The 23,310-nt window shown below is 54.3% G+C and carries 20 protein-coding genes and 1 pseudogene; 10 read left to right on the forward strand and 11 right to left on the reverse strand.

Annotated elements, in window-relative coordinates:
- The first annotated feature begins 1 nt into the window (after nucleotide 1).
- The 4 genes from GOW92_RS11525 to maiA all read left to right on the forward strand — a co-directional run bounded on the left by GOW92_RS11525 (nucleotide 2) and on the right by maiA (nucleotide 3,186).
- Nucleotides 2-550 (forward strand): TRAP transporter small permease, encoded by a 549-nt coding sequence (locus GOW92_RS11525; protein WP_170560726.1) that lies wholly within the window; start codon nucleotides 2-4, stop codon nucleotides 548-550.
- Entirely contained in the window at nucleotides 547-1,863 is a 1,317-nt protein-coding gene (locus tag GOW92_RS11530; protein WP_170560727.1) for a TRAP transporter large permease, read from the forward strand. The genes GOW92_RS11525 and GOW92_RS11530 overlap by 4 nt, the downstream gene beginning before the upstream one ends.
- 59 nt (nucleotides 1,864-1,922) lie before the next feature.
- Nucleotides 1,923-2,468, forward strand: a complete 546-nt coding sequence (locus GOW92_RS11535) for a VOC family protein (protein ID WP_170560788.1) — start codon at nucleotides 1,923-1,925, stop codon at nucleotides 2,466-2,468.
- An 85-nt stretch (nucleotides 2,469-2,553) separates the two neighbouring features.
- The gene (gene maiA, locus GOW92_RS11540; protein ID WP_170560728.1) at nucleotides 2,554-3,186 is read left to right on the forward strand and encodes a maleylacetoacetate isomerase; all 633 of its coding nucleotides are present in this window, start codon (nucleotides 2,554-2,556) and stop codon (nucleotides 3,184-3,186) included.
- 125 nt (nucleotides 3,187-3,311) lie between these two features.
- On the opposite strand, the gene GOW92_RS11545 is transcribed toward maiA, so the two are convergent.
- The 4 genes and pseudogenes from GOW92_RS11545 to GOW92_RS11560 form a co-directional block, all read right to left on the reverse strand.
- Nucleotides 3,312-3,740, reverse strand: a complete 429-nt coding sequence (locus tag GOW92_RS11545; RefSeq protein ID WP_170560729.1) for a MarR family winged helix-turn-helix transcriptional regulator — start codon at nucleotides 3,738-3,740, stop codon at nucleotides 3,312-3,314.
- Between the two features lie 64 nt (nucleotides 3,741-3,804).
- A pseudogene (locus GOW92_RS11550) lies at nucleotides 3,805-4,328 on the reverse strand (hypothetical protein).
- 377 nt (nucleotides 4,329-4,705) lie between these two features.
- Nucleotides 4,706-5,773: a ParB/RepB/Spo0J family partition protein gene (locus GOW92_RS11555; protein ID WP_170560730.1), complete on the reverse strand. Its 1,068-nt coding sequence runs from the start codon at nucleotides 5,771-5,773 to the stop codon at nucleotides 4,706-4,708.
- On the reverse strand, nucleotides 5,766-7,151 hold the full coding sequence (locus GOW92_RS11560) for an AAA family ATPase (protein ID WP_170560731.1): 1,386 nt from the start codon (nucleotides 7,149-7,151) through the stop codon (nucleotides 5,766-5,768). Before GOW92_RS11560 ends, GOW92_RS11555 begins: the two co-directional genes overlap by 8 nt.
- A 578-nt stretch (nucleotides 7,152-7,729) precedes the next feature.
- Between GOW92_RS11560 and GOW92_RS11565 the strand changes: the two genes are divergently transcribed.
- Nucleotides 7,730-8,989, forward strand: a complete 1,260-nt coding sequence (locus tag GOW92_RS11565; protein ID WP_170560732.1) for a replication initiation protein — start codon at nucleotides 7,730-7,732, stop codon at nucleotides 8,987-8,989.
- Nucleotides 8,990-9,017: 28 nt separating this feature from the next.
- On the opposite strand, the gene GOW92_RS11570 is transcribed toward GOW92_RS11565, so the two are convergent.
- The 3 genes from GOW92_RS11570 to GOW92_RS11580 all read right to left on the reverse strand — a co-directional run bounded on the left by GOW92_RS11570 (nucleotide 9,018) and on the right by GOW92_RS11580 (nucleotide 13,451).
- Complete coding sequence (locus GOW92_RS11570) at nucleotides 9,018-11,324, reverse strand: Tex family protein (RefSeq protein WP_170560733.1); 2,307 nt, start codon at nucleotides 11,322-11,324, stop codon at nucleotides 9,018-9,020.
- A 75-nt stretch (nucleotides 11,325-11,399) separates the two neighbouring features.
- Nucleotides 11,400-12,422: an Ldh family oxidoreductase gene (locus GOW92_RS11575; RefSeq protein ID WP_170560734.1), complete on the reverse strand. Its 1,023-nt coding sequence runs from the start codon at nucleotides 12,420-12,422 to the stop codon at nucleotides 11,400-11,402.
- 84 nt (nucleotides 12,423-12,506) lie between these two features.
- Nucleotides 12,507-13,451 carry a c-type cytochrome gene (locus tag GOW92_RS11580; protein ID WP_170560735.1) on the reverse strand — a complete coding sequence of 315 codons (945 nt, stop codon included), beginning with the start codon at nucleotides 13,449-13,451 and terminating at the stop codon, nucleotides 12,507-12,509.
- 48 nt (nucleotides 13,452-13,499) lie between these two features.
- Here GOW92_RS11580 and GOW92_RS11585 point away from each other — a divergent pair, with 48 nt between their 5' ends.
- The 4 genes from GOW92_RS11585 (at nucleotide 13,500) to GOW92_RS11600 (ending at nucleotide 18,275) form a co-directional block, all read left to right on the forward strand.
- Nucleotides 13,500-14,072, forward strand: a complete 573-nt coding sequence (locus tag GOW92_RS11585) for an RNA polymerase sigma factor (RefSeq protein WP_368040277.1) — start codon at nucleotides 13,500-13,502, stop codon at nucleotides 14,070-14,072.
- Nucleotides 14,069-14,815 carry a hypothetical protein gene (locus GOW92_RS11590; protein WP_170560736.1) on the forward strand — a complete coding sequence of 249 codons (747 nt, stop codon included), beginning with the start codon at nucleotides 14,069-14,071 and terminating at the stop codon, nucleotides 14,813-14,815. The genes GOW92_RS11585 and GOW92_RS11590 overlap by 4 nt, the downstream gene beginning before the upstream one ends.
- A 59-nt stretch (nucleotides 14,816-14,874) precedes the next feature.
- Nucleotides 14,875-15,954, forward strand: coding sequence for a helix-turn-helix domain-containing protein (locus GOW92_RS11595; RefSeq protein ID WP_170560737.1), 1,080 nt, complete (start codon nucleotides 14,875-14,877; stop codon nucleotides 15,952-15,954).
- Between the two features lie 185 nt (nucleotides 15,955-16,139).
- On the forward strand, nucleotides 16,140-18,275 hold the full coding sequence (locus tag GOW92_RS11600) for a GumC family protein (RefSeq protein ID WP_170560738.1): 2,136 nt from the start codon (nucleotides 16,140-16,142) through the stop codon (nucleotides 18,273-18,275).
- Nucleotides 18,276-18,573: 298 nt separating this feature from the next.
- Here the strand turns inward: GOW92_RS11600 and GOW92_RS11605 are convergent, their stop codons facing one another.
- The 3 genes from GOW92_RS11605 to GOW92_RS11615 are packed head-to-tail and all read right to left on the reverse strand — an operon-like array spanning nucleotide 18,574 to nucleotide 20,990.
- Entirely contained in the window at nucleotides 18,574-19,305 is a 732-nt protein-coding gene (locus GOW92_RS11605; protein WP_170560739.1) for an amino acid ABC transporter ATP-binding protein, read from the reverse strand.
- Entirely contained in the window at nucleotides 19,302-20,162 is an 861-nt protein-coding gene (locus GOW92_RS11610; protein WP_170560740.1) for an amino acid ABC transporter permease, read from the reverse strand. Before GOW92_RS11610 ends, GOW92_RS11605 begins: the two co-directional genes overlap by 4 nt.
- Nucleotides 20,163-20,990 (reverse strand): ABC transporter substrate-binding protein, encoded by an 828-nt coding sequence (locus GOW92_RS11615; protein WP_170560741.1) that lies wholly within the window; start codon nucleotides 20,988-20,990, stop codon nucleotides 20,163-20,165. It lies immediately after the preceding gene.
- A gap of 602 nt (nucleotides 20,991-21,592) precedes the next feature.
- Between GOW92_RS11615 and GOW92_RS11620 the strand changes: the two genes are divergently transcribed.
- Nucleotides 21,593-22,246, forward strand: coding sequence for a YrbL family protein (locus GOW92_RS11620; RefSeq protein ID WP_170560742.1), 654 nt, complete (start codon nucleotides 21,593-21,595; stop codon nucleotides 22,244-22,246).
- Between the two features lie 125 nt (nucleotides 22,247-22,371).
- On the opposite strand, the gene GOW92_RS11625 is transcribed toward GOW92_RS11620, so the two are convergent.
- Nucleotides 22,372-22,977: a YrbL family protein gene (locus GOW92_RS11625; RefSeq protein ID WP_170560743.1), complete on the reverse strand. Its 606-nt coding sequence runs from the start codon at nucleotides 22,975-22,977 to the stop codon at nucleotides 22,372-22,374.
- Nucleotides 22,978-23,310 lie beyond the last annotated feature (333 nt).

Raw genomic sequence — 23,310 nt, forward strand, 5'->3', positions numbered from 1 at the left:
AATGGAGCGGCTTCGCCATCGTTTCCCCGACCAGCCCCCCGAAGAGGGGCTGGACATCGGATTGCTGCTCGACAGATCGCTGGGTGTCGGAGCTGCGCTGATCCTGTTCAGCATCGTCCTCATCACTTGTGTGGATGTGGTTGGCCGCTACCTGTTCAACGCGCCGCTTTCCGGCGCCTTCGAACTCACTGAAATTCTGCTGGCAGCACTAGTTTTTCTGGCTCTGCCACTTACAACAGAACGCCGCGAGCATGTCGAAGTAGACCTGCTGAATCTTGCGCTTGGAGGTAAGGCCCAACGTCTCATGTCGGCCTTTGCGGGCCTGTTTTCCGCGGCGCTGCTGGCCACCTTCGCCTGGCGTCTTTTCACCCATGCGGCCAAAGCGGCCCATGATGGCGCGGTGACCAATGCGCTAGAGATTCCGTTGGCGCCATTCGGTTACCTGGCCGGCGTTTCATGCATGGTTTCGGCATTCATCGCTTTTCTGCGTGGATTGCAGCCACCCGTCGAGCACAAGACTGACAAAGACCACCTGGAGAGCGCGCCATGATTGAATCTCTGATCGGCTTTGCGATCCTTCTGGGTCTCATTCTCCTGCGCGTACCCATTGCATTCGCAATGGCGGCCGTTGGCGGCTTCGGTTTCGCCTTCATGCGCGGCTGGGAACCGGCCTGGGCTATGACAGGTCAAGTGGCCTTTGACACTTCCTTGTCTTATTCCCTTTCGGTCATACCTCTGTTCATCTTCATGGGAAACGTATTGGCCGGTTCAGGCGTAGCTCACGGCCTGTTTGCAGGTGCTGATCGGCTTTTTGGCAGATTGCGCGGCGGGCTAGCCATGGCCTCGGTCTTTTCCTGCGGAGGCTTTTCTGCGGTCTGCGGCTCGTCGCTGGCCACGGCAGCGACGATGTCAAAAGTGGCAATGCCTTCCATGCGCCGTTTTGGTTATGATGATCGGCTGGCGACAGGTTCCATCGCCGCTGGTGGTACGCTGGGTATTCTGATCCCTCCCTCGGTGATCCTGATCATTTATGGCCTGCTTACCGAAACCAATATCGCAAAGCTCTTCATCGCTGGAATCGTGCCCGGCATCATTGGCGTCCTGCTCTATCTTGGCGCGGTTATGGTGGCCGTACGGATCAACCCCGCCCTGGCTCCGGAAGAAGAGAACACCGAACCGATGAGCCGGTCCGACGTCGTGGGTGTCTTTTGCGTGTTGGGCCTCTTCCTTTTCATCATGGTCGGCATTTATGGTGGCTTCTTCACTCCGACCGAGGCCGCCGGGATGGGCGCAGGCGCAGCCGTGCTGATTGCATTGGCCCTCAGGACAATGACATGGCGCGGCTTTTTCACGGCCACGCTGGATTCGATCCGAGCGACGGCAATGATATTTGCTGTCATCATCGGCGCAGAACTTTTCACTAACTTTATCAACTATGCCGGTTTGCCGGATGCACTGTCGGGTTTTATCATCGATAATGAGTTACCAGTCTGGGCTGTGATCCTGTTTATCATCGCAACGTACATGGTGCTTGGCTGCGTTCTGGAAAGTCTTTCGATGATCCTTCTGACGGTGCCGGTCTTCTACCCGTTGATGTTCGAGCTTGAGTTTGCAAACGAACTGCTTCTCGATCCGGAAAACGCGTTGATCTGGTTCGCAATTGTCGTCGTCGTGGCCACAGAAATCAGTCTGATCACACCACCAGTGGGCATGAATGTTTTCGTACTGAAGGGTGTACTGCAGGATGTTTCACTCGGAACCATCTTCCGCGGCGTGCTGCCCTTCTGGATCGCGGACATCCTGCGGCTGACGTTGCTCATCCTGGTCCCCTCGCTTTCGCTCTGGTTGGTGGGGCTTATGTGAACGGCTGCCCCGTGCGCCGCCCCGACCCTAAAAACCGCTCCCTCGGAAAGGAGAAACCGATGAAAATAGAGAAGATCCACCACGTTGCTTACCGCTGCAAAGACGCGAAAGAGACGGTCGAATGGTATGGAAAGATGTTGAACATGGACTTCATACTGGCCATCGCCGAGGATCATGTCCCTTCGACGCACGAACCCGACCCCTACATGCATCTGTTTCTGGATGCCGGCGACGGAAATGTGCTCGCGTTTTTTGAGTTGCCGACCAAGCCAGAGATGGGCCGGGACCCGAATACCCCCATCTGGGTGCAGCACATCGCTTTTAAGGTAAAAGATCGCGAAACGCTAATTCAGTTCAAAGACCATCTGGAGGCAAACGGTGTCGAAGTGCTCGGCGTGACCGACCATTCGATTTTCCATTCCATCTACTTTTTCGATCCCTCCGGCCATCGTATCGAATTGGCCTGCCCAGATCCGGAAGAAGAAGTGATGCTGAAACGCATGGACGAAGTAAAATGGCTGATGCTTGAGGATTGGTCAAAAACAAAGAAAGCTCCGAAACACGCCGATTGGTTGCACGCAAAAGAGCTCAACAAAACCGCCTGACTGGCTGCCCGCGCCGGATGGTATTCCGGCGTGGGGACCGACCTTCTACTGGACCTGAACCGGTCAACAATAGAACAAAAGCGATATGAAACTATACAGCTATTGGCGTTCAACGACCTCCTACCGGGTCCGGATCGTGCTGAATCTCAAAGGTTTTTCCTACGAAACGATCCCCGTCGACCTTGTTGCCGGAGAACAGCGCGCACCGGATTACGTCGCGCTGAATCCCGGCAAGGGCGTTCCTACGCTGGCCCTCAAGGATGGCCGTGTGCTTACCCAATCGCTTGCGATCATCGACTATCTTGACGCCACCATACCCGACCCCCCACTCCTACCGGCAGATCCGTTCAAACGCGCTCAGGTCCAGGCTGCCGTCCATACGATCGCAATGGACATTCATCCGGTTAACAATCTTAAGGTGACCACGCATCTGAAGACCCGCTACGGGCTTACGGCCGAGGACGGTATCGAGTGGTTCCGGCATTGGATGACCGAAGGATTCCATGCCTACCAGGCGCTTTTGGCTGAGAACTCCACCTTCAGTTTTGGCGAAAGACCGGACCTGGCCGATATCTGCCTTGTCGCACAGCTGTACAACGCACATCGCTGGGGCGTCGACATGAACCCATTTCCCCGGCTTCTTGAGATTGAGGAGCGCGCTCTGGCGCATCCTGCATTTGACGCTGCCCGACCAGAAAACCAGCCCGACGCCCCATGACACGACTAGGGCGCTCATCCGGCGCACTTAAGACAGTAAAATGTGGCCCGCATCGGAAGGTTACACCCCGCACTCAGGATGGATTAAAGTGCGCCAGAACGGCCTTGGCGGAGCCTGAAGGGTTACTATGTTTCCGTTGCGGCTTTGAGAAGCGCAGTAACGCCTCGATCAAGTGCAGCTCGATCCTCGGCTGACATAGAATTTAGCATCCCCTGCGCGCAAGCATCGACTTGTGGCAGTAGCTTTTCGAACTGTCGGAGACCTTCCGGCGTACAGTGATAGACCCTGATCCGGCGATCTTCTTCAGATATCGCGCGGGTTATCAGACCTTTATCGTCGAGCCTCTGCGCCGCACGGCTGACCTGAACCTTGTCCAGAGTAGTGCGTTGGGTAAGTTCAAGAGAAGTCAGGTTTTTGGCGTTGGCAAGCAGAAACAGCAGGCGCCACTCCTCCCGCGATAACCCAAACTCGCGCTGGTAAACTTCAGTCAGCTTTCTTGAGAACGCCTCAGATGCCACGGCGAGACGATATGGGAAAAAGGAGTCTAGTTGCATACGAAACTATAAGACGGCTTTGTTTCATGTGCAACGAATTTTGCGGGACTAGAAGCCAATCCATTCAGGCGGCCGTTTGGGGTGCATCTATATCCCAGAGGCCGAGCGCATCTGTCCTCGTGTAGCAGTAGGAGATGCTAGAGGATCGGCAGCGGTGGAGGCTAAAAACTGTATCGAGTTGATCGTGAGCGGCAAGACATCTCTGGGCATGAACGGGTGATTTAAAGCGGTTCATTGACTTCTCGCGTTTCAGCTTTGGCCAACGGGGGCATCGAGTACATCCCCTTTTGCTCTTACCGTCCGCAAGAGCCATCAGTTCCCGCCACGGATCAGGAGGACCACTTCATCGAGATACCATTTGTCGACCGCTCCGGACCTCTTTCGCCGGATGGAACTGGAAAATGGTGGCCAAGGTGATTTGCCAATTTCTGAATTGTTTCGCGATTTACTGACAGGCCACGTTCGGAGAGGAGATACTTAAGATCCGTTTTGCTGAGGGCGAAGCGATGGCAGGGCCAGATTGCGTAACGTTAATCTCGCGAGGGAGCAGTAGTCTTTCAGGCGCGGCATACAGGTCGGTATCTTCACGTCCTAATTTTTGGCTAACGGAGATCAACCAAACAAATTGGCAATTCCGAACACATCTTCTGGTCCCTGCGCACTTTTGACGGAAATCATGAGCTGACTTTCAGCGGAAATACACCCGCAGCTATTTTCCCTCTGAATTCCCCAGCGTCAATGCTCAAAGCTTGCGTCTGAGCCTGGTATCCAGAATTAGGCTGGCGCTGGCCTATTCAACAGCTTGCGCCAAACCTTGGAAAGTATGCACTCCAAAATCGCAATGATCATTAAATGGTACTTTTGCGCACAACATAGATATCCATGAAGCTGTTCTACCCGGTCGACAAGGAGACTATGAGTGAAAACCGACAACAACCGCTGCTGTTCTCGGTTTCGCAACAAGATTAGCTAAGGTGACGCGCGACTTGTTCGATCAGTTCCTGAGCATCCTCTTCAGAAACTCCCGGTAAACGAACCCGAATACGAACTTCATCTGGTGACAGCTCGGCCTGAATGGTACCGCCTCCGGCCAACTTAACCGGGATCAACGGTTTGACTTGCTGCGGACGCCCTCCACGGGCCTTCTTGGTCGCAGGCGATGGGGACGAGTTCATCGCGTTTTCAAGAACGTCCCATTCAGTCTTTGGGTCCATTACATCGGCTTCTGCAAGAGCCTGGCGAAGTCTAGTCTGAGCACCTCCTCGTAGCGCAGAAGCGATTTTCAAACCCGCTTTTTCTGAAAGCGCGACAGGATGTTTCAGCAAATCACCAAGCGCTTCATGGACCATAGCAAAGCTGCGAACTTTCGATCTTTTGGCCTTTGAGGCTGCCGCGAATAGAACGTCGACTGCGGCCTCTGTTGACTCGAAGATACCCTGCCCTACAGCCAATACTGCGATGCGCCCGCGTTCATAGGGACTGAGGTTGGAGCGCAGCTCATTTTCCTCAACCATCGAGACGTATGCCCCCTGCCCCGACCCTATTCCCCGCACGAAGGCCGGAATGGACGCGAACTGACTATCGGTCTTGGCCAGTCGACGAAATGCATCCAAACGCCTGAACCCAGAGATAAGACCAAAGCCGTCGCCTTCACGTGTCACCTCAATGGGGGTTCGAAGCCCGTTATTTCGAAGAGACTCTAGGAGTTCAGCCATAGCTTCTTCGTCTTCGACCATCCTATCCCGACGGATATACTCGGCATCAATCAAGTCAATTGGCAGCATTTCAGCTACCAAACCAGCGTCCTGTGCGTCCCGCCAACGTGCCGCGTCGTTTTGATCTTTGGCCAATTCGACCCGATCCGTGACTGTTGTCATTCCGCTTAAGCTGGCAGCTTCAGCGGCCACCTGAGCAATCGGTGGTGCCGATGCTGTGCCTTCAAAAGGGTTCAATGAAGGTTTCGCCGCGAAACCCGCCTCCAACTCTTCCAATTCTTCTGTTTTTGGAACAGCAAGTCTTCTACGTTTAGCCATTCGACTCTCCTCCCACTTGGGCATCACGCCACCAGCAACCTATTAGAACTTCTTTGAACTCGGCATAGGTGCGATCAAAAGTTTCGCGCCCACGAACATAGGTCTCGCGGTTAAAATCGCGGTAGTCGGCCTCGTAAATCCCGTTTACCTGTTCTCCAGCCTGACCGACCAAAGCGGTGAAGTCCTGCCGGTAGGCGTTCATGAAATCTCCGAAGTATGCCTGAATGACGTTGGCCATATCCGTTTGCTGGCTCGCATCAAATCGTGTGATAATTGCCCGCACTACATCCCATTCGAACTTCAACTCTGGTAACCCAGCCGCCCGTTGCGCAGCGTTTTCTCCATCTTCTATGCTTGCAAAAGTCGTGTAGAGCATGTCGAAGAACCTGCCCGTTGAGTCGAACTCTAGGAAAGACGCACCTAGCGGGACCAGAAGAATGTCCGCAGCAGCCAAAGCGTTAATTGTTAGGTACCCAAGTGCAGGAGGGGTATCAACGAAAACGATATCATAATCGTTGAGGACACCCTCATCCTCCAGAAAATTTGTAAGACCATCCCACAAAGGCCAACTTCTGAGCCCCATGCGCCACACCGGGATCTGGAACTCGGCCCAGTATAAATTCAATTGAGCACCGATGAGGTCGATATTAGGCCAATGTGTTTTCTGAATAACATCATTTGGCGTTGTCTTTAAAGCTTCCTGCAGCGTTTCATCTAAGGGAATTTCGGCCTGACCACCGACCTGTCTGACGCGGTTCTCTTCTTGAACAGCCTTCGCGTAATCTTTGGCTATAAGAGGAAACACGGTTTGCCACTCGTCTGTTACCCTACCGCCAAGAATTGATGTCATTGAACCCTGGCTGTCCAAATCGACGACAAGAACTTTGTAACCATCCAACGCTGCAGACATAGCCAGGTGTGCCGCGGTTGACGTCTTACCGACACCCCCTTTGAAGTTCGCAACTGAGACCACTTTGGCAGGTAGGCCATCTGGGCGATATGGTAAATACTCCTTGGTGCTAACACCTTCCGCAGCAAAGTGCTTACGGAGGGTTAGTACTTCTTCAAGAGTAAACCATTTGGATCCTGCTTCTCCTTCTCCCTGAGGAAGGTCTGGGTTAGCTTTGAGAACCCGTCTCAGGTGAGCAGGCGCTACCGGAATTAGGTACTTAGTGATCTCCCAGATGGAGAAACGACGCAACCGTTTCTCGCCGTCCGGCGCATAACCTCTCCGAGCTAAATCTTCCCGGCCTTTAGCGCAGAATGTCGCTGCTTTGGCGAATCGTGAAGTTCCGATAGGGTCAGGTAACTTGGCTGCTGCACTTTCCGGATCGAGATTAAGGTAAGGGGGCAGGGGAGGTTGGTTGGTTTTATTCACTGTCGGTGCCTCATATAATGTTCGCTTTGCCAGCGTATATGGCGGAATGTAGCGAACATTTGCACGGGTGGCTATCCTCAGCGTCGGTTTTTCCACAGAAATTGCTACCAACAGCTGGTTTCGTCACGAAACTCGAACAATTAATGGAAAAGAACGCAACAAATCGTTTAGTTTATTTGTAATATTTAGAATCTTTACGTCCATAAAATATAATAATTACAAAGACTTATATACCAAAAGGTAACCGCTTACAGGATCTAGGGTACCTATTTGCAGGTCCATAGGTGCCCAAATACAGGTTCTGTAGTACCGCGCTACGGTTTTCTGGGAGCCGATTCTCAGGACGGCGCAAATCGCGCTGAAAACGGCTCTAATTAAAGGGGTAGTGCGAGGAATTTTTCGTTCCCTTCGCTTCGAAAGAATCTCAGATCACGCGTTTCTGTGGATAACTCTGGGGCCCGTTTAGAAAGGTACCCGTTCACGGGATTGCACCCATCCTGTATTTGGGCACCCAAATTTGATTGCAACGCAGGTACCTATCATGCAATCAATAAGCAAACGAGCAGCCAGGCAGAATCATGCCGGATACACAGACAGATATGGATAGCCTCACAGGCGCGTTGCGCCGTGAGACCGTAAAGAAGAACGTCGCGGCGATTCACATCAGCGGCAAGTTGACACTGCTACAACGCAAGTTGTCGAACGTGTTGCTGCTGAACGCGTATGATGCATTGACGTCCGCGCAAACCCATACCATTGACGCTCGAACGCTGGCGATGATGGTCGGTTACAACTCAAACGACTTTGACACCTTGCGAGCAAGCCTGCGTGCGTTGGCCGAAACGGTTGCTGAATGGGATATGTTGGACGAGCAGGGGCGCCAAGAATGGGGTGTTTCGTCCTTGTTGAGTTTTGCAAAGCTTAAAAATGGTATTTGCGAATATGCCTACTCACCAGCTCTAGCACAGAAGCTTTATGATCCGAAAATTTATGCCCTGATAAATGTTCAGATCCAACGAAATTTCAGTTCTGGGCACGGCTTAGCGCTATATGAGAACTGCTATCGGTTTGTGCGGACAGGTTCGACGGGGTGGTTGGCGTTGGACGTCTTCAGAAAGCTTATGGGCGTCGACGGGAGTGACTATTATGGTAGCTTCAAACATCTTAACGCCAAGATCATCAAACCAGCCGTCGCTGAAGTGAATAAAAGCTCAGACATTCTCATTGAGCCGGAGTTTCAAAAAAAGGGACGCACAGTCACAGACATTAGGTTCTTGATTAAGGGGAACCCGCAAAAAGCTATGTTCGAGATTGATGACGAAGATGGCGTTCGCAATCTGACGATTTACAAAACACTGCGTAAGCAGGGCGTATCTGACAGGTTGGCGCGTCAGTGGATATCCGAGCATGGCGAGGACTACGTTCGGGAAAAGCTGAACTACGTCAAGGGAAAGGATGGCGTAAAGTCGACCCTGGGTTTTCTGTCCGCTGCCTTGAGGGACAATTATCAGGTGTCGGAAAAAGAAATGCCAGTTGATCCTGAACCAGCGGTTATCGAAGCTGCAAAACGCAGAGCTGCCGAACTGGAGCTACAGGACAAGGAATATGAAGCGAGGGCTGCAGAGCGGACCAAACGTGCACGGCGGTTGGAAATTGTCGAGGAGTTGGTTTCGCGGCGAAACCCAACGCAACGCGACGCCGACAAGCGATTGTTCTTGTCGGGCCTGGATAATGATCTCGACCGAGAACATTTCCGAGCTCACGGGTGGCGATCAGGCTTGAACGCTACAAAGATTTTTGAATTCTGGGAGGAACTGGAACCAGACGCATTTACATAATCGGTGACTCAGAATAGCCCTTATTAGACTACTGTCTTTTTAACGCTGATTTTAGAGCGTCACCAAGCGCGCTGTGATGCGCATTATTGCTGGATTTTGCGTATTGCGCTTTATTTTCTTTTGCGCGGCGGGAGTGTTTGTCTGAGCCCTTAGCAACGTCTCTTTGACGCGACGAAGCCCCGCCATCCCTACGCATGGTGAGGCCAATGCGCTTGCGCTGCGCGTCCACCTCGACAACTGTAACCTTAACCACCTGACCCGTTTTTACAACCTCGTGCGGGTCTTTAACAAATCGATCTGCAAGCTGACTGACATGGACAAGGCCGTCCTGATGAACGCCGACATCGACAAAGGCGCCGAACGCGGCGACGTTGGTGACCGTCCCCTCCAGCGCCATTCCGGGTTTCAGATCAGTTATCTCTTCGACCCCATCGGTAAATGATGCAGTAACAAAACTGGGGCGTGGATCACGACCAGGCTTTTCCAACTCTGAGAAAATGTCCCGTACAGTCGGAAGACCAAAATCTTCATCCACAAACTGTTCGACACGCAGTCCCTTCAACGCTCCATCATGTCCCATGATTTGGCGGATATCCCGGCCACAGGCGGATACGATCCGTTTCGCAACATCGTAGGCTTCTGGATGCACCGAGGACGCATCCAAAGGCTCCACACCGTCCCGAATTCGCAAAAAGCCTGCGCATTGCTCGTAAGCGCGCGGTCCAAGGCGCGCGACACTCAGCAACTGACTGCGGGACTGGAATGCCCCGTTCAGATCACGATGCGTGACAATGGCTTCTGCAAGCCCGGGCCCAAGACCTGAAACATGTGAGAGGAGGGGGGCAGAAGCCGTGTTCAGATCTACGCCCACAGCATTCACCACATCCTCAATCACCGACGCCAGCGACTGTGACAGGCGATGCTGGTCAACATCGTGCTGGTATTGTCCGACGCCGATGGACTTCGGTTCGATCTTTACCAGCTCTGCCAAAGGATCCTGTAAGCGCCGGGCAATCGAAACAGCGCCCCGCAGCGATACATCCAGATCCGGGAATTCACGCGCCGCTAATTCTGATGCCGAATAGACCGAAGCTCCGGCCTCGGAAACTACAACCTTGGTTGGGGCTTTGACGGTTTTCGGTAACAGCTTCAGGGTGTCAGCAACCATTTTTTCGGTTTCGCGGCTCGCCGTGCCGTTGCCGATTGCGATGAGTTCAATCTTGTGAGTTGAGATCAGGTTCAGGATCGCCGCCTGTGATCCGCGCAAATCATTTTTGGGTTGGAATGGGTGCAGGGTGTCCGTCGCAATCACCTTTCCCGTGCCATCAACAACAGCGGCTTTAACGCCTGTGCGAATCCCTGGGTCCAAGCCCAATGTGGCTCGTGCTCCGGCAGGGGCTGAGAACAGTAAGTCCTTGAGATTGCGAGAGAAAACAAGAATTGCCTCGTCCTGGGCGCGGCTGCGCAATTCGGACATCAGTTCGACCATCATTGAAAGGGACAGCTTTACCCGCCAGGTCCAGCCGGCAACCTTTCGCAGCCATTTGTCGCCCGGCGCATCGCTGCGCGTTTGAAGATGAGCGGCCACCATGGCTTCGGCGCGAGCAGCGCCAGCCTCGGGTTCGGGGGCGATGTCCAGCGTTACGATACCCTCTTTCGATGCCCGCAACATTGCCAGCGCGCGATGCGATGGGGTCTTTGACCAAAGCTCCGAGTGATCGAAGTAGTCACTGAACTTTGCACCCTCTTGCTGTTTTCCCTCGATCACTTTTGCGGACAGCAACGCCTCGCGCTGCATGAAGCCGCGCAATTCACCCAGGAGTGCGGCGTTTTCGGTCAGCCGTTCAGTGATTATGTCCCGCGCGCCATTCAACGCATCTTTTGTCGTGGGAACCGCATCGCCGATGTAACTTTTTGCCAGCCCTTCGGGATCAGCTGAACGGTCTTGCAGAATTGCGTCGGCAAGAGGCTCTAAGCCGTTTTCGCGTGCGATCATCGCTTTGGTGCGACGCTTGGGTTTGTAGGGCAGGTAGATGTCTTCCAATTGCGCTTTGGTGTCCGCTCGTGCAATGGATTTCGTCAGATCATCCGTCAACTTGCCCTGATCCTTGATCGAGCTCAGGATGGTCTCGCGCCGCGCTTCCAATTCGCGCAAATAAGTCAGGCGCTCCGACAGAGTTCGAAGCTGCGTGTCATCCAACCCACCCGTCGCCTCTTTGCGGTACCGCGCCACGAACGGAACCGTGGCCCCTTCGTCCAACAATTTGACCGCTGCACCGACCTGTTCGGGACGGGCGTTGATTTCGGTGGCGATGGTGCGGGCGATGCGGTCCAAAGGGGCCTCCTGAATTCACTTGGGACGAACTTCTTAGCCAGCCGCACCGCCAAGGGAAAGAGAAGATCGAAGTCGTTAAGGCTGTTCGGCCAAAACCAGCAAATCGTCGCGCAGGGATTTTGCGATCTCAACGTAACCGCGGGTCGTGTTGCGCGCTCGCGCCTCGAAACGTCTTTGCGACGGCAGACGCGCGCCTTGATCGACGATGTCGTCAAACAAGCGTTCGGCGCGCTCATTATTTGCTGCGGCACGACCACCGCTGAACTGTGCGGGGTCAAACGCCAGAATGACCTCGCCATGATAGGGCGCTCCGCCTTGGCCTTCCGCAAATTCCATGCTTTCCAGGCTGGTCAGGTCGTCGATCAAAGGACCGGCCAACAACTCGATCATGATCGACAAGGCCGAGCCCTTGTAACTGCCGAAGGTGAGCATCGCGCCCTCCATCGCGGTCTGCGGATCAGTGGTCGGATTTCCATATTTGTCTATGGCGACGCCTTCGGGCAGGGGTTTCCCCGCCCGGCGATAAAGTTCAATCTCACCGCGGGCAAAGGCGCTGGTTGCAAAATCAAACGTGAATGGATCTTTTCCCAAACGCGGCCAGCTGAATGCCAAGGGGTTCGTACCCAAACTACCCCGTGTTCCTCCGGCTGGTGCGACCCAGCTGTGGCTGGGCACCATCGCCATGGCAGCCAGACCTTCGGAGGATAATTGTTCCACCTCGGGCCAGAGCGCCGAAAAGTGAAAACATCTGTTGATTGCCATTGCCGCGATACCGTGGGTGCGGGTCTTTTCGATTAGTACAGGCAACGCTTCGCGGAACGCCAGCAACGACATCCCCCCCCGCGCGTCGACGCGAACAATGGCATTGTCGGACGGCGCAACGACTGGGGTCACATGCCCGTCAATCTTGCCCGCTTTCATGGTGTCGTTGCACATGAACAGGCGAAACAGCCCATGAGATTGGCAATCGTCGACCTGACAAGTTGTCAACGTATCGGCAATTGCTGCCGCATGTTCCGGACCAAATCCTGATTTGGCCAAGATGGACAGGCTAAGGTTCCGGATATCATCCAATGTCAGTTCAACCATGTCGCCCATGCTGCGTCTCCCTTGTCTGAGATGAGACAAGGGATAACGCGGCAGTGCGCGTAAAGGGAACCCGCTTTTGCTCGGGGATCAGGTTCATCCCTGTGTTTCGGCTCGCAAATAGGCAATGACATTCAGGATATCGGCTTCCTTTTTCAAGCCGCGAAATTGCATCTTGTTGCCTGGAACTGCGCCCTTAGGATCCGCCAAAAAGGTGGTCAGGGTTTCCGGTGTCCAGACGATACCGGACTCTTGCAGTTGTTTTGAGAACCTAAATCCTTCGGCCTGACCGGCCGTAGCACCGATTATGCCGTAAAGCGACGGCCCCACTGTATGACGGTCTTCGTCCAGCTTGTGGCATGCACTGCATTTGCGAAAGACTTTCTTGCCAGCTTTGACATCACCCTCAACTGAAACGGCTGCGGTTGCTACCGCAGCAGCGGGTTCAGCTTCGGCTTTTTTGTCGTCCAGATTGAAAATCAGGCGTGCTGTGACAGGTACGGTCCGGGTGATACCCGGCAGGTCGGCCAACTCCATCAGCTTGTCTATGCCTGCATCCACGCCTGCGTCCTCTGTGCTTATGAACACCATGTCATTTGTTGAAACCATGACTGCAGTTTCAGACAAGCGCGCCACAAACATCTCGGTATCGAATTCAACATCTGCGCCTGCCAGCGAAAGCATCGCCTCGACGTCGACAGTCGTGGTTTCACCAACGCTCAGGGCCGATAGCTCTGCCATGTCGAACTGTGCCGTTAGTGATGCCGTACCCGCCTTTTGGAACACGTATTCGATCATCCGTTCATTGCGAACGTCGATATTGGTTTCCACCGATGACAGGTCAATTTTAATATCGGCTTTCCCGTCGGATCCGACCTGACCGGAGATACCTGTAAAAGAGTTCACCTCACCCACGGTGTCTTTTTTGATCGAACCATAGGCCAGATGCGAGCCTTCAGGGTCCAGAGTCCAAGTTTGCGCCAGAACCGGGGTTGCAACAATTGCCGACGCAATCGTGACTGCCTTCAACAGAAGTTTCATTTCTTTCCTCCTCGGGTTATGTCAGTCCTGACCTCGCGGGCCCGGTCCGTGAATGACAAACACACACAGGTCGCGATTTATTCGATGAGTCCCGATATTTCCTCCGAACAGGCCGTGCGCGGCGCAATCCAGACGCATTCCAAACGGGTCTGGCGGTTTGGTCTTGCACTTTCGGGAGCGTCGGATGTTGCCGATGATTTATTGCAATCGACGTGTTTGCGCGCGTTGGAGCGTCATCATCAGGTCACATCGTATGATCGGCTGGACAGTTGGCTGATGACGATCTGCCGTTCCATCTGGCTGAATGAGGTTCGGGCACGTTCGGTGCGTAAAGCGCAGGCGCTGTCCGTTACACCCGAAGCCGAATTAATTTCGGCCGGACCGGATTCAGAAACGAATATTTTCGCCGCTGAGGTGTTTACACAAGTGATGCAGCTGCCAGAAGCGCAGCGGGAGACAGTTATGCTTGTGTTCGTTGAAGGATACAGCTACCGCGAAGCCGCCGCGTTGCTGGAAGTGCCAATCGGGACTATCATGAGCCGGCTGTCCAACGCCCGGCAGAAACTGAAAAACGTGATGCAGCATGATGCGGCAGACGCCGTTCGACGGAGTGGCAAATGAAGTTTTCCGACGAAACGCTAAAGGCGTATCTGGAAGGCAATGCGGATGCGGCCGATGCCGCCGCTATCGAAGCGGCGATTGAAACCGATCTTGCGCTGGAACAGCGCCTGATGACGCTGGACCCGCTGGCACCGGTGGTTCAGTCGGTGTTCGAAAATATTCCTACTGATGCACCGCAGATTGAATTGCCGGAAACGGCCCCGGTTGATACGGCCAATACCTCGGGCGGTCTATGGCGAATGATGGCAGTTGCTGCGTCAGTGGCGGTCGTGGCTGTATCTGCAACATTCTGGGCCACACGCCCCGAGCCAATGGGATGGGCCGAGCAGGCGGCGATCTATCAGTCGCTTTATTCGCCCGACACGATTGCGTCTCTGGACAATTCTCCGGTTACGCTTAATGCGCAGTTCGCACAGGCCGAAGAACAGCTCGGCCGGTCTCTGAACCAGGGCGCGCTTGAGGCTTTGCCCGGGTTGGAGTTGAAACGCGCTCAGGTTTTGTCGTTTAAGGGAAAGCCTCTGATTCAGGTCGTTTTTTCGGATAGTCAGGGTCAGCCTTTGGCGTTTTGCGTGATCCGGCAGGGCGAGGGCGCTCCGGCGAAGGATGTCAAACTTGCGGCGATAAGTGGCGTCGCGACAGCGACATGGGCGCAAGATGGATACGGCTATATGCTGATCGGCAGCAGTGAACAGACCGATCTGGAGCCGCAACTGGACATTCTGACCACAACATTCGCGGGTTGACCGCGGTCAGGGCGGAATACGTCTTGTGAACCCCGCGAAATGTCCGAAATATAGCGGTCATGACAATGAAACCTGTGATGCCGGACCCGGACGAGGACGACGATTCAGTCGGCCCACCCAGCATCTATGATACCGACCCGTCCGAGGATGATGATCTTTGGTTCCTCCCACCGGATGAAGGTATGGCGTCGGACGAATTTTTGCCGCCTGGTCCGGTGGTTGATCGTCGCCTGTTGTTCGATCCAAGGGATTGGCGCGCGGCGCAGGCCGATTTGTCTTGTGAATTGGCCGAACTGGCAGTCACGTTCGGAGCGCTGGACGAACGTTTGCGCGCAGGGCCGACCGGGTGGGGACACCGACTGGCGCTGATGGATGTGTCGGATTTGGGCTGGTGGACCGGGGATCGAATTGGTGTCGACCGGCTTGCTCTCTGGGTTGGGTTGCGGATCGGTGCGACCGGCGATGATGTCCAGGCTATGTTCCGGGCAGGCTGGGCCGTGCGCCGTCTGACTTCTGGGGCGGGACCGGCCGACGGCGGCTGGGCCAATGGCCTGACTGCATTTCTAGATCGCATGGCACAAGGCATCGAAGAGACTCCAGAGGCTGTCGCCGATCTGGCCGAGGTTATGCAAAACGCGGAAGGCCTGCATCCTGTTACACAAGCCGCTGTTGGCTTTCACGCCTGGCGCGCCCTGTCGGAAGGTGTAGGCCAGGACACCGAAGCCGCGATCATTGCGGCCCGTCATGCCGCGTCGATGGGCCGGGGTGGGGCATTCTTCATGCCACTGGCGCTATCGGGTCCGGGTGCGCTGCGGGGTGTTGGTGAGCCGCAGGAAAAACTATCGGCCTGGATCAGGGGGGTGGGGCAGGCGATCCTGGCCGCTTTGTTGCATCTGGACCGTGTCAGTGCCTGGGATCAGCGCGCCCGCGAGGCGACAAGTGACTTGAGTGGACGCACACCACCGCGTTTGATTGACGCGCTGACCGCATGGCCCATGGTGTCTGCACCACTTGCCGAAGACTTGACGCAAGCCTCTCGTGCTGCGGTGCAACGCAATATCGACCGCTTCATGAGCCGGGGTCTGATCCGAGAGGTAACAGGGCAGGGGCGTTACAGGGTTTGGACGGCTGCACTGTGATCCTTTCGCCCTGTGTTGAAGGACGAGAAGCCTAAATTCTGCATCCCCCAGACGTCAGTTTCAGCCATGTTTGTAAGGGTGGGATGTAAAGCGTTTTGGCACCTTTATTTATGCTTCGCAGAGATATAGAGAGCGAAAACGCGCGCGCTTTGCGAACATTTGACATCAGGGACTTTTAGCTCGAAATGAAGCAGACTCCGATACACGATGCGGTGGGTATATCCGGCCGTTCCCCGATAAGTGACACGTCGGAAGAAAACACGATCAACCTTGGTGAATTGGCGGGAATATTCTGGCGCGATAAGTGGATTATTGCTCTATGCACCGCAGCTGCAATTGTGTGCGGCGCGTACTACGCTTTTATAGCCTCTGATCCGCTGTACCGGTCCACGGCAGTTGTCATTTTGGAAACCGAACAAGCCAGCGTTGTTGATCTGCAAAGTGTAGTGGGCGGATTGGCCGGAGACACGGTTGAGGTCAATTCAGAACTTCAAGTTCTTCAATCGCGTGGCCTGATGGGCAAGGTTGTAGACAAGCTGGATCTTGTATCGGACCCCGAGTTTAACACCGCGCTTCAACCAGTATCTGCGCTAGACGCGGTAAAGCAGTTTGTCAAATCCGTTATGGGGCTCGGAGATGGGCGTGAACAGATCCATGCGGATCTGGCCGAGCAGCAAACTCGGGACGGTGTGATTTCGGCCTTGCTCCGAAAGGTTTCAGTGAGCAACGTGCGGCAAAGTTTGGTCTTCACGGTCACGGTCGAGACCGAACAGGCGCGCAAATCAGCCTTGATAGCAGACACTATTGTTGAGCTTTACGTCCTGAACCAAATCGAAGTGAAATTCGAAGCCACCGAACAGGCCACCGCGTGGCTGACTGAGCGTGTGGCTGAGTTGCAGGTTGAGTTGGAAACTGCCGAAGCGCAGTTCAATGAATTCAATGCAACGACAGCGTTGATCTCGCCCGAGGCGCTTCAGCTGCAGGAAGTTCAGCTTAAGGATATTCGCGAACGCCGCATCTCGGCTGAAGCTAGCCGAGATACTGCTCAGGCGCGATATGAAGCACTTGATTCCGCTGATACCCGTGCTGCCCAGGTCGAAGCCAGTCAAGACCCGCAGTTGAAACGTTTATTCTCGCAGATCAACGAATCCAACACAGGTGAAGCCGCCTTCGATACCGCTTTTGCGCGCCTGCTTGCGCGCTCAGAACTTGAAGTGAGGCGCGCGACCCAGCAAGTTCAGGCTTTGACGCAATCATCTAAAGAGCTGGGCGAACGTATCGCGCTACAAAATGCTGACTTGATCATGCTGCAGCAGCTGGGACGCGAGGCAGAAGCGGTCCGGTTGCTGTATGAATATTTCCTGGCACGCCTGAAAGAGACCGCAGCCCAGGAAGGAATTCAGAAAGCGGACAGCCGTCAACTGTCCCGCGCTGTGGTCCCCAGCGATCCTTCGGAACCGCAGAAATCACTGATCCTTGCTTTCTCAGCCATTATTGGCGTTGTTCTCGGTGCCGCCATCGTTTTGCTGAACGAGACAAGGCGCAAGGGCTATCGCTCGGCGCACGAGTTGGAACGTAAGACCGGATACAGTGTTTTGGGTCAAATCCCGGTATTCCCCGTGCGCGGGCGTCGCAATGTTCTGGAATATCTGGTCAGCAAGCCTTCTTCCGCCACTGCTGAGGCAGTACGCAACTTACGCACGTCGCTGATGTTGTCCAATGTTGACCGTCCTCCGCAGGTTGTTGTGATGACATCTTCGTTGCCAGAGGAAGGCAAGACGACAAATTCGATGGCACTGGCACAGAACTTTGTCGGCATCGGCAAAAAGGTGTTGCTGGTTGAAGGTGACATCCGCCGCTTGACCATGACTGCGCAGTTGATGGCGGCGCCGAAGAAGGGGATCGTTTCGGTTCTGGCAGGTGATGTAAGTGCGCAAGAGGCGATCTTTAATGATCCCCTGTTGGGTTGCGACGTATTGGCAGGCGAGAAGACTTCGGCGAATGCAGCGGACTTAATCGCTTCGGAACGGTTCCGGCTCTTTCTGGAGGAGATGCGTAAGATTTACGACATCATTTTGATCGATACGCCGCCGACGCTGTTGGTATCTGACGCTCGCCTGATTGCGCGAAATGCAGATGCGGTGTTGCTGACGGTTAAGTGGAACGCTACCTCGGAACAAGATGTTACCGAGGCCATGCGGCTGTTCCACACCGACAACCAGCGCCTGACCGGACTTGTTCTGGGCCAGATCAACGCGCGCAGTGCCAAACACTATGGCTATTCATACGGCAGCTATGCCAACAATTATTACAGCAACTAGGGGCAATGACCGGTGCCGACAAAACCGCATGTCGGTGTCGCGTTGCTTGCGGTCACCGGCCGCGGCATCGTGGAACCAGAAAACAAGCGCGAAACTGTTTCTACCAGGGTTTTGAAACCGAAGTCCCCAATAGTTGCTTTACCTTCGCGGCGCAGCGATAAGGACTGATTAATTCAGATAGGTGATGCCACCTATCACGCGTTAGACTTGGGGTGGAAACGCAGGTGAAAATCGAATTGGTCTGCGGCTACCACACTGAACATGTTCCCTTTACATGCCTCCGCAAGACCATTCGATATCACAACACGCGCGACAGGAAGGCCTTAGTGCGCGGTTCGCGTGGTTGCGAAAAAAGCACCTCGGGGGGGCCTTGCTCCAAGATGCGGCCGGCATCAAGGAAACAAACCTTGTCTGCCAATTCCCGTGCGAAACCCATTTCGTGGGTGGCAAGCACCATAGTCATGCCCTGCTTTCGCAAGTCCCTCAGCACATCCAAAACCTCGCCAACCAGCTCAGGGTCCAGCGCGCTTGTAATTTCGTCGAACAGCATGATCTGCGGCTCCATCGCCAATGCACGAATGATTGCGACGCGCTGTTGCTGACCGCCTGAAAGTTGGTCTGGATAGTGCTCCATCCGGTTGCCTAGTCCAAAACGTGTGAAAAGCCGGGTCACACGCGGGCGCAGGTCTTCTCTGCTCAGCCCACGAACGCGACGAGGGGCCAGCATTACATTCTCTGCAGCTGTCATATGAGGAAAGAGGTTATAGCTCTGGAAAACGATGCCGATTTGCTGACGCACGGGTTGGGGGTCCAGCCCCGGCTCAGAAATGTCCTTCCCGTCCAGCCATATCGTCCCATCGTCGACAGGTTCAAGAAGGTTCATGCAACGCAGAAGTGTGGACTTGCCAGAGCCTGAAGCGCCGATCAGGCACACCATCTCGCCCTCAGCCACATCCAGATCAATGCCTTTGCATACTTCGTGATCATCGAACCGCTTGCGCACCCCACGTAAGGATAACTTCGCCGTCATGTGCGCGCCCTGTTCTGCTTGTTCATAAGGTAATCCGCATATCGCGTAGCAGGTATGGTCAATGCCAGAAAGATCAGCGCGGCACCCACATAAGGTGTGAAATTGGCATAGAGCGACTTATATACGCCTGCCTGTCTGAAGACCTCAACCGGGCCAATAAAGGACAAAAGCGCCACGTCCTTCTGCAAGGCAATGAACAGGTTCATATTGGCGGGAACGACGTTTCGAATGGCCTGCGGCAGGACAACAAAGCGCATGGTGTCCTGATTGCTCAACCCTAGCGAGGCCGCGGCGGATCGTTGCGACTGGTGGATTGAGTCAATACCCGAGCGGATAACCTCGGCCACATAGGCCGAATAGACCAGAACCAGAGCCAGCGTGCCCCAGATATAAGGGCTGTTCCAAGGCCTTGGCAGGCCCAAGCCGGGCACGCCAAATCCGATGATGTAGATGACAAGAACAACCGGCAAGCCGCGAAAAATGTCAGTATAGGCAATGCCGAATAGCCGCAGCGGGAAAAGCGCAGGCGTACGCGTGTCCCGACACAGCGCGATGGCAAGGCCTGTGATCGCGATCAGCGGCGCAGACCAAGCGAAAATCATCACGTTCATAAGAAAGGCTTCGAGCAATCCGGGAAACGTTTCGGCAAAGACCCTGCCGTTGAAGAACGAGCGCTGTACGGCCTCCCACCCTGGGGCGAGCGGGACTAGGACTACGATGGAGAGAACCACGCTGACCGTTGAGATCAGCGCGATGCGATTTGAGCGTCGCCTTACTTCGGCTTCATAAATTTCGCGACGTGTGGGCGTCTTGGCAGAGTGCTTAACCGAGTCTTCTTGCAATGACGTTTCTTCCATCTACTCGATGACCGGAACGCCCGTAGCCTCAGCCAGCCATTTCGCTTCTATCGCCGCAAGCTCGCCGCTTTCGGTCAACTCTGTGATGGCGGCGTTGACGCACTCCTTCAACGCGTTTCCTTCTTCCATCAATAGGCCAAACTGGTCTGGGCTTTCGGATTGTCCCGGAGGGAACTGGCCCAATAGCGCACCGTTTTCGACCACGACCGCCGACAGGTAGAGAGCCGTTGGCAAGTCATAGAGTGCCGCATCAATCTGACCTGCCATGATGGCAGCGTTTACATCGGCATTGTCGTTGTAAAGCAGCGGTTCGCCCGAAGGCCGGATCACATCGTTGAGCATCGGGATTGCAGTTGTCGTGGCAACAGCCCCCCATTTCAAAGCCTTGAGGCCGTCCAACGTCGCTTCGGCACCGGAATCAACAACGTTCTGCGTGGTCAGCACTGCCATGGCCGAGGTGTAGTATGGCAGGCTGAAGTCAACCATTTCCTCCCGCTCTGGGGTAATCGAGTATTGCTGCATGTTAAAATCAAAGTTCTTCGCGCCAGGCTGAATCGCCTCGTCAAAACTGGTGCGGACCCAAGTGACATTGTCCTGGCCGAAACCCATTTTCTCGGCGATGGCATAAGCAACGGCGGCTTCGAACCCTTCGCCGCTTTCGGGCGCGTCATTCATAACCCAAGGATAGTAGGCCGGATTACCTGTCGCAATTGTTAGGGTGCCCTCTGTGAGGGTCTTACCATTGGCGCAGGTCCCGTCGCCCGCAGCCAGCACCGAGGTTGTTGAGAAAAGCAAGGCCAGAGCTGAGCCAGTAATCAGTTTCATCAATCTTCTCCCTGTTTATGTTTGGGCACAGGTTCTTATGCGCAGAAAGATTTGTCTAGGCAATTGATCCCATGAAATGATGGCGAGATCTGTGCGTTCGTCGGGAACTTTGCAATATTCATAACGAACTGGCTGGGGCAGTTTTACGGATATTGATCCTGCTGGAGACCAGCAACCACACCTATCGCTCTGAGACAGTGAATTGGTGATCGCAAGACTTTGCCCAGGGCTTGCCCTTTTCAGGCCTGCCGGTTGAACACTGACAGACTCCGCTTCGTGAACACTCGCTTTTCGCAACACTGAACCGTGAGAGCGCGGTGGAAAACCTGCCAGAGCTGTTTTCGCAACCCTAGGGCCGGGCGCAAGCCGTGGCGTTGATCGACCGGATCATCGGCGTGGTCGAGGCCTAGATCCCTGAACTGAAATCAATGGCACACGATGAATACAGCAGTGACTCCATTGGTTCACGGTAACACTAAAGATAAGCGCGTCTGAGCAGTTGTAATTCAAGCGTAATGGTCCAAGTCGCTTTCAGCGGACAACGAAACATAGTCAACGGCGAATTATCGACTTGCTTTGGTCTGGAATCCACTTAGACAGAAAAAATGAACTGCCAACAAACCCCCAATCTGCTCGAACTTGGAAATAGTCCCGTCATAGCGAAGGGAAACAGGCAATTCGTGTATGAACACCCCTTTGACAAGGGGTTACTGTTAAAGATTCCGCAGCCGCATACGATGGTTGCTGGTTCTAGGCTTGTAACCGACAAGTGGTATGACCGGGCGTTTCGCCGAGCGACCGCTTTCAAGGGTTTTATGCGTGAGTTTGACGAAGCCTTTTTTCTGATGGTCCGCCATCAGGACAGCCCAGAGTCCATGCCTGTCTGTAGGGTTTTCGGCACCGCACCGACAGACAAGGGTCTGGCTTTGGTGTATGAACGCATTTCTGATCCGGATGGGCAGCTTTCACCAAGTCTGGGTCAATTGATCGCCGAAGATCGTCTGACGCCTCAGCACTTGAATGATCTAAATAAGCACTTCGACCAACTGTCCGACGAACGAGTCATCATTAGCAACAAGAACACAGGCAATCTTGTCTATCAAACCAGGCCCAATGGATCTGGGCGATGGGTTTGGATTGACAGTTTTGGGTCAAAGCAGGTCATTCCGCTGAGAAGGTGGCTTCGCAGTTACAATGACCGCAAGCTCGGCCAGGTTCGAAAAAAATTCTTTGATTTGATTAACGCCGCGAGGGCTTGAACGTTTGGTCAGCCGAATTGATTGGTTTCAACAGGTTTTTGTTTGATGCAGCTTGGAAAACGTCTACTCAGCAGGTGGCTAATAAACAGCGGCCGAATAGACGCCACTGTCGATGAGCGCTTGTTTTAGCCCAGACCAAATGCACGGCCCATACGTGTCCTGCGACGCTTGATAGAGTTGCGGAATGCCAGGTCGGAAACCAGCGTCAGCGGAAACAAAACCCTTTCACCTAAGCCATCAATTACGACCAGTTCTCCATTGCGCTCTTGTGCCCTTACAATGTTATCAAAGCTCAGGTCACCCACGATAATCCGGCCGCGCTCAAGGTCGTCCATGAGCTTCATGAATTCACCGTGCAACTTTTTGCGCTCGGACAAGTCATCGCCCAACGCCGCCCGTTCGGACTCCAGTGTCGGCGCCAAATCGCCATCCGGTCCGGTCATCTTTTCTACGACCAATGCTGGTCCTCGAGATGTCGCAGCATATCCCATGAATTGTGCAAGGCGTTCAATCTCGGGACAGCCTCGCGTCAGCGCAGCCAAGTATTCGTTCGCTTCACGGTTCCACTGACGAAGGTTGCCATAGCGTCTCTCGGCATAGCGAGGAATCGCGTGATTGCGCACGGGTTCATCGATCCTGACTTTTAGTAGCGCGGACTCAACCATCGGATGCTGATAAATTTCGTAGTTGCGGCTTTGTCGCAATGGCTGGAGTTTACTTAAATCTATCATGTTGTTTTACCGATCCTAAATAAGAAAATCACCGACTTCAGCGATCCTTCCAAGCCAAGGTCTTCAATTAGTCCTTTTCATGTATGAGGACAACCAGGTGCCAGAGCCAGGTTCTTCATTGCGGCATCTGGCGGGCTAAATCAAAGGCATACGATCCGGTTCTGTAGTTTACGTTTTGCAGATGTGCGATGTGCCCCGGCGCCCTATCGCTCAGCCTGAACGACCCAGCATCAGCATTCCTCGATACGACGTGAAGTGAATATGCAAACACCTTGTCCGCAACCTAGTTCACTGCAGCGTTGATGGGAGTTGTTATTATTGAGGGTGTGATTT

Origin of the sequence: Ruegeria atlantica (assembly GCF_013032505.1) — a bacterium.
Classification (GTDB): domain Bacteria; phylum Pseudomonadota; class Alphaproteobacteria; order Rhodobacterales; family Rhodobacteraceae; genus Ruegeria; species Ruegeria atlantica_F.

What these genes read in the sequence shown, in the direction of transcription:
- GOW92_RS11525 (WP_170560726.1), top strand. Translation starts at nt 2, where the DNA reads ATGGAGCGGCTTCGCCATCGTTTCCCCGACCAGCCCCCCGAAGAGGGG.
- GOW92_RS11530 (WP_170560727.1), top strand. Translation starts at nt 547, where the DNA reads ATGATTGAATCTCTGATCGGCTTTGCGATCCTTCTGGGTCTCATTCTC.
- GOW92_RS11535 (WP_170560788.1), top strand. Translation starts at nt 1,923, where the DNA reads ATGAAAATAGAGAAGATCCACCACGTTGCTTACCGCTGCAAAGACGCG.
- maiA (WP_170560728.1), top strand. Translation starts at nt 2,554, where the DNA reads ATGAAACTATACAGCTATTGGCGTTCAACGACCTCCTACCGGGTCCGG.
- GOW92_RS11545 (WP_170560729.1), bottom strand. Translation starts at nt 3,740, where the DNA reads ATGCAACTAGACTCCTTTTTCCCATATCGTCTCGCCGTGGCATCTGAG.
- GOW92_RS11555 (WP_170560730.1), bottom strand. Translation starts at nt 5,773, where the DNA reads ATGGCTAAACGTAGAAGACTTGCTGTTCCAAAAACAGAAGAATTGGAA.
- GOW92_RS11565 (WP_170560732.1), top strand. Translation starts at nt 7,730, where the DNA reads ATGCCGGATACACAGACAGATATGGATAGCCTCACAGGCGCGTTGCGC.
- GOW92_RS11575 (WP_170560734.1), bottom strand. Translation starts at nt 12,422, where the DNA reads ATGGGCGACATGGTTGAACTGACATTGGATGATATCCGGAACCTTAGC.
- GOW92_RS11580 (WP_170560735.1), bottom strand. Translation starts at nt 13,451, where the DNA reads ATGAAACTTCTGTTGAAGGCAGTCACGATTGCGTCGGCAATTGTTGCA.
- GOW92_RS11590 (WP_170560736.1), top strand. Translation starts at nt 14,069, where the DNA reads ATGAAGTTTTCCGACGAAACGCTAAAGGCGTATCTGGAAGGCAATGCG.
- GOW92_RS11595 (WP_170560737.1), top strand. Translation starts at nt 14,875, where the DNA reads ATGACAATGAAACCTGTGATGCCGGACCCGGACGAGGACGACGATTCA.
- GOW92_RS11600 (WP_170560738.1), top strand. Translation starts at nt 16,140, where the DNA reads ATGAAGCAGACTCCGATACACGATGCGGTGGGTATATCCGGCCGTTCC.
- GOW92_RS11605 (WP_170560739.1), bottom strand. Translation starts at nt 19,305, where the DNA reads ATGACGGCGAAGTTATCCTTACGTGGGGTGCGCAAGCGGTTCGATGAT.
- GOW92_RS11610 (WP_170560740.1), bottom strand. Translation starts at nt 20,162, where the DNA reads ATGGAAGAAACGTCATTGCAAGAAGACTCGGTTAAGCACTCTGCCAAG.
- GOW92_RS11620 (WP_170560742.1), top strand. Translation starts at nt 21,593, where the DNA reads ATGAACTGCCAACAAACCCCCAATCTGCTCGAACTTGGAAATAGTCCC.
- GOW92_RS11625 (WP_170560743.1), bottom strand. Translation starts at nt 22,977, where the DNA reads ATGATAGATTTAAGTAAACTCCAGCCATTGCGACAAAGCCGCAACTAC.